General features: G+C 71.5%; 8 protein-coding genes. 1 reads left to right on the top strand and 7 read right to left on the bottom strand.

The genetic code is table 11. The annotated features are described in order from the left end of the window. Window positions 1-50: 50 nt before the first annotated feature. The 6 genes from ACFYP4_RS03580 to ggt form a co-directional block, all read right to left on the bottom strand. Entirely contained in the window at window positions 51-1073 is a 1023-nt protein-coding gene (locus tag ACFYP4_RS03580; RefSeq protein ID WP_358851519.1) for a TIGR03842 family LLM class F420-dependent oxidoreductase, read from the bottom strand. 11 nt (window positions 1074-1084) lie between these two features. Then, window positions 1085-2485: a dihydropyrimidinase gene (gene hydA, locus ACFYP4_RS03575; protein ID WP_358851520.1), complete on the bottom strand. Its 1401-nt coding sequence runs from the start codon at window positions 2483-2485 to the stop codon at window positions 1085-1087. 192 nt (window positions 2486-2677) lie between these two features. Continuing rightward, the gene (locus ACFYP4_RS03570) at window positions 2678-3961 is read right to left on the bottom strand and encodes an aspartate aminotransferase family protein (RefSeq protein WP_358851521.1); all 1284 of its coding nucleotides are present in this window, start codon (window positions 3959-3961) and stop codon (window positions 2678-2680) included. Continuing rightward, window positions 3958-4800, bottom strand: coding sequence for a nitrilase-related carbon-nitrogen hydrolase (locus ACFYP4_RS03565; protein ID WP_388782455.1), 843 nt, complete (start codon window positions 4798-4800; stop codon window positions 3958-3960). The genes ACFYP4_RS03570 and ACFYP4_RS03565 overlap by 4 nt, the downstream gene beginning before the upstream one ends. Window positions 4801-4970: 170 nt before the next feature. Then, the gene (locus ACFYP4_RS03560; RefSeq protein ID WP_388782452.1) at window positions 4971-6599 is read right to left on the bottom strand and encodes a hypothetical protein; all 1629 of its coding nucleotides are present in this window, start codon (window positions 6597-6599) and stop codon (window positions 4971-4973) included. Between the two features lie 173 nt (window positions 6600-6772). Beyond that, window positions 6773-8566 carry a gamma-glutamyltransferase gene (gene ggt, locus ACFYP4_RS03555; protein WP_388782450.1) on the bottom strand — a complete coding sequence of 598 codons (1794 nt, stop codon included), beginning with the start codon at window positions 8564-8566 and terminating at the stop codon, window positions 6773-6775. Between the two features lie 265 nt (window positions 8567-8831). On the opposite strand from ggt, the gene ACFYP4_RS03550 reads away from it, so the two are divergent. Beyond that, complete coding sequence (locus ACFYP4_RS03550; protein WP_388782447.1) at window positions 8832-10415, top strand: alpha/beta fold hydrolase; 1584 nt, start codon at window positions 8832-8834, stop codon at window positions 10413-10415. Window positions 10416-10846: 431 nt separating this feature from the next. Here the strand turns inward: ACFYP4_RS03550 and ACFYP4_RS03545 are convergent, their stop codons facing one another. Continuing rightward, a complete protein-coding gene (locus tag ACFYP4_RS03545) occupies window positions 10847-11590 on the bottom strand; it encodes an amino acid ABC transporter ATP-binding protein (protein WP_358851526.1) in 744 nt (247 codons plus the stop codon). Window position 11591 lies beyond the last annotated feature (1 nt).

Raw genomic sequence — 11591 nt, 5'->3', positions numbered from 1 at the left:
CAACCGCCCTCGTACGGGCGGCCGTCGACGAGAGGGCGGCCGTGACCGGGCTACCGGCCGTTGACGGCGGGGATGACCTTCGTCCCGTACGTGTCGATGACGGCTTCCTGCGCGTCGTGCATGTCGTAGAGGGCGAACTGGTCGACACCCAGGCCGCGCAGGGCGCGCAGCTTCTCGATGTGCTTCTCGACCGGGCCGATCAGGCAGAACCGGTCGACGATCTCGTCGGGCACGAACGCGGTGTCGGGGTTGCCGCTGCGTCCGTGGTGCGCGTAGTCGTACCCCTCGCGGGCCTTGATGTACGCGGTCAGTTCGTCCGGGACCATGCCGGAGTGGTCGCCGTACCGGGACACCAGGTCCGCGACGTGGTTGCCGACCATGCCGCCGAACCACCGGCACTGCTCGCGGGCGTGGGCGAGTGCCTCGGGCGAGTCGTCCTCGGTGACGTACGCCGGTGCGGCGACACAGACCGTCACCTCGGCCGGGTCGCGTCCGGCCTCGGCCGCGGCCCGCTTCACGGCCTTGACCATGTACTCGGTCAGATAGAGGTCGGCGAGCTGGAGGATGAAGCCGTCGGCCTCCTCCCCCGCCATCTTCAGCGCCCTGGGCCCGTACGCGGCCATCCAGACGGGGAGTTCGGCGCCGGGCCTGACCCACGGGAACCGGACGACCGTGCCGCCGAGGTCGGCCTCGTCGCCGCGGCCGAGGGCGCGGATGACCTTCATGGCCCCGCTGATCCTGGCGAGGGTGTTGGGCTTGCGTCCGGCGACCCGCATCGCCGAGTCACCGCGCCCGATGCCGCACACCGTGCGGTTGCCGTACATGTCGTTGAGGGTGGCGAAGGTGGAGGCGGTGACCTCCCAGGTGCGCGTGCCCGGGTTGGTGACCATCGGGCCGACCGTCAGCCTCTGGGTGTTCGCGAGGATCTGGCTGTAGATGACGAAGGGTTCCTGCCACAGGACGGCCGAGTCGAAGGTCCAGCCGTGGCTGAAGCCGTTGCGCTCCGCGCGCTTCATCAGGCTGATGACCCGCGAGGCGGGCGGGTCGGTCTGCAGGACGAGTCCGAAGTCCATGGGCGCCGCTCCTAGTTCAGGTACTGACAGGTCGAGCGGGGGGTGTAGACGCCGTGCCCCGCACGTCCGGTGAACTCCCGCTCGGTGATGACGAGTTCACCCCGCGAGAGCACCGTCTCCACCCGGCCGGTGACGTGCTTGCCCTCGTAGGCGGAGTAGTCGACGTTCATGTGGTGCGTCCCGGCGGACATGACCTGTTCGGCGCGCGGGTCGTAGACGACCACGTCGGCGTCGGCGCCGGGCGCGATGGTGCCCTTCTTCGGGTACAGGCCGAACATCCGGGCCGGGGTCGCGCAGGCGATCTCGATCCAGCGGCGGCGCGAGATGTGCCCGTCGACGACGGCCTGGTGGAGCAGGTCCATGCGGTTCTCGACGCCCGGCAGACCGTTGGGGATCTTCGAGAAGTCGCCGCGGCCGAGGTCCTTCTGGCCGGTGAAGCAGAAGGGGCAGTGGTCGGTGGAGACGACCTGGAGGTCGTTCGTCCGCAGCCCGCGCCACAGGGCGGCCTGGTGCTCCCTCGGGCGCAGCGGGGTGGAGCACACGTACTTCGCGCCCTCGAAGCCGGGTTCGGCGAGGTTGTCCGTCGACAGGAACAGGTACTGCGGGCAGGTCTCGCCGAACACGTTGAGGCCCTCGTCGCGGGCGCGGGTGATTTCGGCGACGGCCTCCTGCGCGGAGACGTGCACGACGTACAGGGGTGCTCCCGCGACCTGCGCGAGCCTGATGGCGCGATGGGTGGCCTCGGCCTCCAGGAGGGCCTTGCGGACCTCGCCGTGGTAGCGCGGATCGGTCTCGCCGCGGGCCAGCGCCTGCTCGACGAGGACGTCGATCGCGATGCCGTTCTCGGCGTGCATCATGATCAGGCCGCCGTTCTCGGCGGAGCGCTGCATGGCGCGCAGGATCTGGCCGTCGTCGCTGTAGAAGACGCCGGGGTAGGCCATGAACTGCTTGAAGGAGGTGACGCCCTCCCCCACCAGCAGATCCATCTCCTTGAGCGTCTCCTGGTTCACGTCGGACACGATCATGTGGAAGCCGTAGTCGATCGCACATGTGCCGTCGGCCTTGGCGTTCCAGGTGTCCAGGCCCTCACGCAGCGAGTGGCCGGGGCTCTGCACCGCGAAGTCGATGATCGTGGTGGTGCCGCCCCAGGCCGCGGCCCGGGTGCCGGTCTCGAAGGAGTCGGAGGCGGCGGTGCCGCCGAACGGCAGCTCCATGTGGGTGTGGGCGTCGACGCCGCCCGGAATGACGTACTTCCCGGTGGCGTCGATCAGGCGCTCGGCCGTCCACGCCCCGGCGGCCGGGGTGCCCGACGCGGCCAGGGCTGCGATGCGTCCGTCCTCGATCAGGACGTCGGCGTGGATCTCGTCGGACGCGGTGATGACGAGGCCACCGCGGATGACGGTACGGCTCATGCTCCCTCTCCTTCCGGTTCGCCCGCTGCGCCGGATCCGCCGGGCCCGCGGGCACTGAGGCAATACCGCTGCTGTGAATCCGTGGGGTCGAGGGGCCTGCACCTCTTCGGGCAACTCGCTCAAGCGGAAGGGCCGATGGACCACCGTGGGCGGCCCCGGCTCCCCGCGCCGGGCGGGGGACGACCGTGACCGCTACAGGGCGCTTCTCAGCGCCCGGTCGAGGATCGCGGCGCCCTCCTCCGCCTCGGCGACGGTCAGCGACAGCGGCGGGGCGATGCGCAGCACGCTCGTGTCGTGGCCGCCGCCCTTGCCGACCAGGAGGCCCGCCCCGCGGGCCGCCTCCAGGACCGCCGCGACGGCCTCCGGGTGCGCCTCGCCCGTGCCGGGCTTGACCAGCTCGATGCCGATCATGAGTCCGCGGCCGCGCACCTCCCGTACCTCCGGCAGCTGCGCGGCGACGGCCCGGAGCCGTTCGATGAGCAGACCGCCGACCCGGCGGGCGTTGCCCTGGAGGTCGTGTTCGAGGAGGTAGGTGAGGTTCGCGAGGCCCGCGGCCATCGTCACCGGGGAGCCGCCGAAGGTCGAGATGCTGTTGGAGTCGAGGCAGTTCATGACGTCGGCGCGGGCGACGACTCCTCCGACGGACATGCCGTTGCCGATGCCCTTGGCGAAGGTCAGCATGTCGGGCGGGCCGGCCGTGGCGTGTGCCTGCCAGCCCCAGAAGTGCTCGCCCGTCCTGCCCCAGCCGGTCTGCACCTCGTCGGCGATCCAGAGGATGCCGTGCTCCGCGAGCACCTCGCGGAAGGCCGCGTACAGGCCGTCGGGGGGTGCCGTGAAACCGCCGACGCCCTGGACCGGTTCGGCGATCAGGGCCGCGGGCGCGCGCACGTGGCCGAGCAGGTCCTTCAGGTCGGCGACGCAGGCGGCGATGAAGTCGGCGTCGCCCAGGCCGGCATACGGGCCGCGGGAGCGGACACCGCCGTGGACGTACAGCGTCTGGAGGGGTGACAGCGAGGTCGGTGACCAGCCCTTGTTGCCGGTGATGCCGACCGCGCTGAAGGAGCGGCCGTGGTAGCTGTTGCGCATCGCCAGGATCTGGTTGCTGCGCCGGTACGCGGTGGCGAGCAGCAGGGCGGTGTCGTTGGCCTCGGTGCCGGACGTGGTGAAGAAGACCCGCGCGTCCGGGATCCCGGACAACTGGGCGATGCGCTCGGCGAGTTCGACCATCGGCCGGTTCAGGTAGAGCGTCGAGGAGTGGATGATCCGCCCGGCCTGCTCGCTGACCGCCTTGGTCACCTCGGGCAGGGCGTGCGCCGTCATCGTCGTGAGGATGCCGCCGAAGAAGTCGAGGTACTTGTTGCCGTCGGCGTCCCAGACGTGACGGCCCTCGCCGTGGGTGATCTCGATCGGTTCGGCGTAGTAGAGCGCGAGCCAGTCGGGCAGGACGGCCCGGTGGCGCGCGTACAGGCCGGTCACGGCCGCACCAGCCCCTCGTACGCGTCCGGACGGCGGTCCCGGTAGAACGCCCACTGCTGCCGCACGTCCTCGATCAGGTCGAAGTCGAGGTCACGGACGAGGAGTTCCTCGGTCTTGTCGCTCGCCGCGTCCCCCACGAACTGGCCGCGCGGATCGACGAAGTACGACGTTCCGTAGAAGTCGTTGTCGCCGTACTCCTCGATGCCGACCCGGTTGATCGCCGCGATGAAGTACTCGTTGGCGACGGCGGCGGCGGGCTGTTCCAGCTGCCACAGGTGCGAGGACAGACCGCGGTGGGTGGCGGACGGGTTGTACACGAGCTGGGCGCCGTTGAGGCCGAGTTGACGCCAGCCCTCCGGGAAGTGGCGGTCGTAGCAGATGTAGACGCCGACCCTGCCGACCGCGGTGTCGAAGACCGGCCAGCCGAGGTTGCCCGGTTTGAAGTAGTACTTCTCCCAAAATCCCCTGACCTGCGGGATGTGGTGCTTGCGGTACTTGCCGAGGTAGCTGCCGTCGGCGTCGATCACGGCCGCGGTGTTGTAGTAGAAGCCGGACTGTTCGACCTCGAAGACGGGCACGACGATCACCATGCCGGTCTCCCGGGCGAGGTCCTGCATCCGGCGGACGGTCGGGCCGCCCGGTACCGGCTCCGCCCAGCGGTAGTGCTCCGGCTCCTGGACCTGGCAGAAGTAGGGCGCGTTGAAGACTTCCTGGAATCCGATGACCTTCGCGCCCTGGCGGGCCGCCTCGCGCGCGTGTTCCTCGTGCTTGGCGATCATGGATACGGTGTCGCCGGTCCAGGTGGCCTGGACCAGGGCGGCGCGTACGACGTTGGCCATGGTGTGCTCCTTCGACGGGACGTCAGAGAGCTTCTACGCCCGTAGACAAAGGCGGTAGAGGCTCGAAAGTAAGCCTCCGCGGCGGCCTTGCCAAGACCATCGTCGTGAACCCGCTGAGTCGATCATGTTTCACACTCCTGTGGGTGAGCGCGGGCCTCCGGGACGCCGGTTCAGGCGGCGAACCCGGCGACGCGGAGCGCGTGCACGAGGTCCCAGTAGCACTCCTCGGAGGCGCCGCGGGCGGACTCCAGCAGCAGGGGGACCAGGTGGGGCGGGTCCGCGGCCGCGCTGCGGGCGGCCTCCTCGGGCGGGCGGACGCGTACGTAGGCGTCGAGCAGCGCGCGGACGTCCCGGTCCCGGCCCGCCGCCGCCAGCTCCAGTACGGCGGCCCCCATCTCCGGGGCGGGACGGGCGACGCCCTGGCGCAGCATCTGCCGGCCGTCCGCGACGCGGCCCGCCGCGACGAGGGCGTCCGCCGCGGCGACCAGCCGGCCGGCGGGCAGCGAGGCCGCCTCCCACAGCAGTGTGGCCCAGTCGGCGTCCAGGCCCGCCCGGTGCAGTTCGGCGGCGAGCAGCGGGAAGCGGGCGGCGGGCCAGTACGCCGCCTCGACGAGCAGGGCGTGCGCCTCGCCGCTGCGGCCCTCGGCGCGCAGGCGCACCAGGGCCGCGACGGTGTCCACGGTGTCCCGCCTTCCCTCGTCGTCCAGCGGCTGCCTGCGGGGCTGCGGGCGCGCGACCTCCTCGGCGGCTCCCGCGAAGCGGGCGCCTCGGGGCGTACGGCGGGCGGGACCCGGCTCCGCGGGGGCGACGACACGAGTGTCGTCCGCCTCCACCATCCCGGCGAACCGGGCCCCACCGCGGGCGCGGCGCTTGGAACGCGGCTTGGACCCGGAGACCGCAGGCGCGGCGGGCTTGCCGCCGGGGTCGGCGGGGGTCGGGTGAGCGGCATACGTGCCGACGCCCGGGTCGGCCGCCGCGACCGGATTGGCGGCGTAGGCGTCAGGGCCGGGGCCGGCCGGGGCCGGGTGAGCTGCGTACGTGCCTTCGTCGGCCGAATCCGGGTGAGCTGCGTACGAGACCGCCCGGGCCTCCGCGAGGTGAGCGGCGTCGGCGTGGGCGGCGGGGTCCGGGGTGCCGGGGATCCCGGGCCCGTCCCGGTGGTGCGGAGTCTGCTGCACCGCGAACGCGGACCAGGAGGCGGGCGCCCCGCCCCGCGGGTCCCCCGTCGGGGATGGCGCGGCCCCGCCCCCGTCGGCCGGGAGGTCCACGCCCGGCCGCTCGCGGGCGCGCCCGGCACGGCGGTCCAGTTCCCGCATCCGCCGGCGCAGCTCCGCGCAGCGCGCCGTGGCACGTTCGTGGTCGTCGCGGGCCCAGTCCAGGTCGAGGCGGATCGAAGCGGCCGCCTCCCGGGAAGCCGTACCCAGCAGGCGTCCGAGTTCGGCCTGGCGTTCGACGGCGTAGCGCTGCTCGCGGAGCAGCACGTCGAGGCGGTCGCCGAGGGCGTCACGGCCGCCGGGCCGGGCATCGAACGCGGCGAGCGAGGCCCCGTGCAGCGCGCGGGCCCGCTCCGCCTCCCCGGCGGCGACTCCGGAGCCGTACTCCGCAGCGAGGTCCTGGAGGAGCGCCTCCACGACGTCCCAGGGCGGCACCTCCCAGCCGTCCAGGCAGGCCCGCATGCCGTCGGGGTCACGCTGCCAGAAGACCCCGCACCAGCCGCCGCCCTGGTCGAGGCGTGCCACAAGACCGTTCAGATAGGCAGCGAACTGCCGCACTTCGAAAGGGAGTTGTTCCACAGCCATCGCCCAACTCCCCGCCGACTGGAGTGCTCCGACCCGGTAGCGAACACCAATCGTGTTACGGGACGGCTACGAAGAGTTTTCAGGCGGGCGCGGGCGCTCCCGCGGCTCGCGCTTCCTCGACGGCGGCGTCCGGCCCGGACGCCCTCGCGCGCCCGGGCCGGAGCCGCAGTGCTCTACCGCCCGGGCCGCACCACCATCGCCGAGCCGCCTCCCCGGCGCACCCGCTCCGCCGCCGCGAGCCACTTACCGTCCGGCAGTCGCTGCACGCCCGTGGCGGCGCCGATCTCCGGGTTCTGCCGGAAGCCGTGTCCGAGGGACTCCAGCCGGGCCCGCAACGGGCTGTTCCACAGGCCCGGTTCGAGCTCGGTGGTCGTCTGGTTGCGCTGACTGGCCCGCGGCGCCGCGATGGCGTCGACCAGCGGCAGACCCCGGTCGACGAAGCCGGTGAGGGTCTGCAGCACCGTGGTGATGATGGTCGCACCGCCCGGGGAACCGAGGGCCACGACCGGCCGGTCGTGCCGGTCGAGGACGATCGTCGGGGCGATCGAGGAACGGGGACGCTTGCCCGGTCCCGGCAGGTTCGGGTCGTGGACGCCGGGGCTCGCCGGGGTGAAGGAGAAGTCGGTGAGCTCGTTGTTGAGCAGGAAGCCGCGCCCGGGGACCGTGATGCCGCTGCCGCCGGTCTGCTCGATGGTCAGCGTGTAGGCGACGACGTTGCCCCACTTGTCGGCGGCCGTCAGATGCGTGGTGTTCTCGCCCTCGTACGTCGTGGGGGCCGCCGTTCCCGCGGTGTTGCAGGCGGCCGGGTGCCTCGGGTCACCGGGTGCCAGCGGGCTGGTGAGCACCGCGGTGTCCTTGATCAGGCACGCGCGTGAGTCCGCGTACCGCTGCGACAGCAGTTCCTTGGCCGGTACGTCCTCGAAGGCGGGGTCGCCCACCCATCGCCCGCGGTCCGCGAACGCGATCCGGCTCGCCTCGATGAAGCGGTGCAGGTACCGGACCTCGCTCGCCCTGGAGAGGTCGGTCCGCTCCAGGATGTTGAGCGCCTCCCCCACCGTGGTGCCGCCCGAGGAGGAGGGGGCGATCGAGTAGACCTTCAGACCTCGGTACGAGGTCTTCGTCGGCGCCTGCCTCTTCGCCTCGTAGGCGGCCAGGTCCTTCAGCGTGAGCTCGCCGGGGCGGGCCACGCGTCCCGACGCGGGGTCCACCGGCGGATCGTTCACCGTGTCGACGATGTCCCGGCCCAGCTCGCCGTGGTACATCGCGTCCACGCCGCGGCGGCCCAACTCCCGGTAGGTGCGCGCCAGATCGGGGTTCTTGAAGGTCGACCCGACCACCGGCAGCGCGCCGCCGGGCAGGAACAGGTCGGCCGTGTCGGGGAAGTCCGCGAAGCGGGCCTGGTTGGACTCCGTCTGGGAGCGGAAGGTCGCGTCGACCGTGAAGCCGTTGCGGGCCAGCCGCTCGGCCGGCTTCAGGAGGGAACCGAGCGGCTTGCTGCCCCAGCTGTCCAGGGCCTCCTGCCAGGTGGCCGGCGTCCCCGGCGTGCCCACACCCAGCCCGCTGGTCACGGCGTCCGCGAACGGGACCGGCTTTCCGTCCTCCACGAACAGGTTCTCGTCGGCGGTGAGCGGCGCGGTCTCCCGGCCGTCGACCGTGTGCACCTTACGGGACTTGGCGTCGTAGTAGACGAAGTAGCCGCCCCCTCCCACGCCGGCCGAGTACGGCTCGGTGACGCCGAGCGCAGCCGCCGTGGCGACCGCCGCGTCGACCGCGTTGCCGCCGTTCTTCAGGACCTCGATCCCGGCGGCGGAGGCGTCCGCGTCGACGCTCGCCACGGCGCCGCCATAGCCGACGGCGACGGGCACCTTCTCCGCGGCGCCGGCCGAGGGCGGTGCCGCCGCACCCACCGACACCATCGCGGCCGAAGCCGCCAGAACCGCCAGACTCCGTGCCACAGGGCGACGCATCCGTACCTCCAGTCAACAGCCGTCCGCGCAGCGTAACGTCCCTCCACGCCGCCCGTCAGGACCGCCTCGACCACGGTTCGGCGCGAGTGCCGGAGGTCGCCGACTCGCGGGTACGGGACCGATGCCGTCGGACTCGGCGCGGGCGCGCACGAAATGAACACTTCAACAATCGTTACTCGCACGTAACTTACCGACGGGTTACCGGCAGTAAGCCATCGCGGCTACCTTCGGGGCACTTTGCACGGACACGAGTGAGGAGTGACCCGTGGGACACCCGCGCAAGGCCCTGCGAACCACCGCCGCAGGAGCCGTTTCGGCGACCCTGATCGCCGGCACCGCCCTCGGCCTCGCCCCCACCGCGCAGGCGGCGCCCGCCACCAGCAGCACGGCGGACATCCGCTTCGTCGACATCGCCGGAGACGGCGGCACGATCCTCAGGGCCAACGTGGTCACGCCCGCGGGCTCCGACGGCACCCGGCGCTACCCGCTGCTCGTGCTGCCGACCAGCTGGTCCGTGCCGCAGATCGAGTACCTCGCCCAGGCGCGGAAGCTGGCCGACTCCGGCTATGTGGTGGTCAGTTACAACTCCCGGGGATTCTGGCAGTCCGGCGGGGAGATAGAAGTGGCCGGCCCGCCCGACACCGCCGACGCGTCCAAGGTGATCGACTGGGCGCTGGCGCACACTCCGGCCGACGCCGCGAAGGTCGGCATGGCGGGCGTCTCGTACGGAGCCGGCATCAGTCTGCTCGCCGCCGCACAGGACGAGCGCATCAAGGCCGTGGCCGCCCTCAGCGGCTGGGCCGACCTCATCGACTCGATCTACTCCGGCCGCACCCAGCACGTCCAGGCCGCCGCGCTCCTGGGCGGCACGGGCTACCTCACCGGCCGCCCCGGTGCCGAACTCCAGGAGACCCTCAAGAACTTCCTCGGCTCGAACCTGTCGAAGGAGCAGGAGATGATCGACTGGGGGAAGAAACGTTCCGCTGCTTACGCCGTCGACCGGATCAACGCCAACGGCACGGCGGTCATGCTCGCCAACGCCTGGGGGGACTCGATCTTCCCGCCCAACCAGTACGCCGACTTCTACGAGCGGCTGACCGGCCCCAAACGACTGCAGTTCCGCCCCGGTGACCACGCCACCGCCGAGGCGACCGGCCTGCTCGGGCTGCCCAACGACGTGTGGACGGACACGGGCAGGTGGTTCGACCACTACCTCAAGGGCGAGGACAACGGCGTCGACCGCGAGCAGCCGGTCCGGCTCAAACCGCGCTCGACGGGCGGCTACGAGGGCTACCCGGACTGGAAGTCGGTGGGCGCCGCCGGCCGGAAGATCTCCCTCGCGGGCGACAGGACCGTCCACACGAACGTCGACTCGGGCGCGAACGGCGGGGTCGTCGTCCTCTCCAGCCTCCTGGACCAGCTCGCCCAGCTGCCGCCGACGGCCTCGATCCCGCTGCTGCCGCGCCGCTGGGCCGCCGTGTGGCAGTCGCCCGCGTACCCGGCCGCCCAGCAGGTGCGCGGCACGCCCCGGTTGCACACCACGGTCACCGGCACCAAGGAGAGCGGCACCCTCGTCGCGTACCTCTACGACGTGGGCCCGCTCGGCCTCGGCAAGCTGGTCGCTCACGCGCCGTACACCTTCCACGGGCAGACGCCCGGCAAGCCGTTCGGCGTCGACCTGGAGCTGTTCTCCACGGCCTACGACGTCCCGGCAGGGCATCGGCTCGCGCTGGTGGTCGACACGGTCGACCCGCTCTACATCGAGCACAACCCGACCGGCGCGCAGCTGACCTTCTCCTCGCCGGAGCACGACCCGTCGTATGTGACGGTGCCCCTGCGCGAGCAGTGATCTCCGGCTGCTGCCGGGCGGGCCTGGCCCTCTCAGCTACTGCACACCCGGCAGCAGCGTCCCTGGTGTTCGGCCGGTGCCGCGGCCTCGGTCTCGGGACCGCGCCGTTCGCACCGGGACACCCGAGGGGTGTACCGGACGAGCGGCCCGCACATCCCGGTGCGGATCGGCGAGGTCACCGTCACCGCGGGGATGAACAGCAAATCGTAGTCGAGGTTCGGCGCGACGCGTCGCCCGGAGGTGCGCAACTCCTCGCGGGCGGTCGAAGGCGAGGGGGAAACACCCCTCGACACCACGGCCAACCGGTGTGGAACGGGACGCAGTTCGGCCCGTGCGGACCTCGGTGCGGACGCGTACGACGTGACGTGGATCCGGCGAAGGCGGGGCGCGCGGTGCGCACCTGTCGTGCGGATCATACGAAGCGCCCCCGCTCAGTGCTTAAGGATCTTGGAGAGGAAGTCCTTGGCGCGGTCACTGCGCGGGTCGGTGAAGAACTCCTCGGGGGTGCGGTCCTCGACGATGCGGCCGTCGGACATGAAGACGACGCGGTTGGCGGCCGACCTCGCGAAGCCCATCTCGTGGGTGACGACGACCATCGTCATGCCGTCGCGGGCGAGTTGCTGCATGACCTCGAGGACTTCGTTGATCATCTCCGGATCGAGGGCCGAGGTCGGTTCGTCGAACAGGAGTGCCTTGGGGTCCATGGCGAGGGCGCGGGCGATGGCCACGCGCTGCTGCTGGCCGCCGGAGAGCTGCGCCGGGTACTTGTCGGCCTGCTCGGCGACACCCACCCGGTCGAGGAGTTCGTGCGAGCGCTTGTCGGCCTCGGCCTTCTTGCGGCCTCGTACCTTGATCTGACCCAGTGAGAGGTTCTGCAGAACCGTCTTGTGGGCGAAGAGATTGAAGGACTGGAAGACCATGCCGACCTCGGCGCGGAGCCTGGCGAGGTCCTTGCCCTCGTCGGGCAGCGGCTGCCCGTCGAGCTTGATCGACCCGGAGTGGATCGTCTCCAGCCGGTTGATCGCCCTGCACAGTGTGGACTTGCCCGACCCCGAGGGGCCGATGACCACGACCACCTCCCCCTTGCCGACGGTGAGGTCGATGTCCTGCAGGACATGCAGCTCGCCGTAGTACTTGTTCACGCCATGCAGTTCGATCAGCGGATCGACGGCCATC

This window comes from Streptomyces sp. NPDC005551, assembly GCF_042871785.1.
In the GTDB taxonomy this organism is placed as follows: domain Bacteria; phylum Actinomycetota; class Actinomycetes; order Streptomycetales; family Streptomycetaceae; genus Streptomyces.
Note: the sequence above shows the minus strand (reverse complement) of the source record. Positions and strands in the feature narration are given on the sequence as shown.

What these genes read in the sequence shown, in the direction of transcription:
- ACFYP4_RS03580 (WP_358851519.1), bottom strand. Translation starts at nt 1,073, where the DNA reads ATGGACTTCGGACTCGTCCTGCAGACCGACCCGCCCGCCTCGCGGGTC.
- hydA (WP_358851520.1), bottom strand. Translation starts at nt 2,485, where the DNA reads ATGAGCCGTACCGTCATCCGCGGTGGCCTCGTCATCACCGCGTCCGAC.
- ACFYP4_RS03565 (WP_388782455.1), bottom strand. Translation starts at nt 4,800, where the DNA reads ATGGCCAACGTCGTACGCGCCGCCCTGGTCCAGGCCACCTGGACCGGC.
- ACFYP4_RS03560 (WP_388782452.1), bottom strand. Translation starts at nt 6,599, where the DNA reads ATGGCTGTGGAACAACTCCCTTTCGAAGTGCGGCAGTTCGCTGCCTAT.
- ggt (WP_388782450.1), bottom strand. Translation starts at nt 8,566, where the DNA reads ATGCGTCGCCCTGTGGCACGGAGTCTGGCGGTTCTGGCGGCTTCGGCC.
- ACFYP4_RS03545 (WP_358851526.1), bottom strand. Translation starts at nt 11,590, where the DNA reads ATGGCCGTCGATCCGCTGATCGAACTGCATGGCGTGAACAAGTACTAC.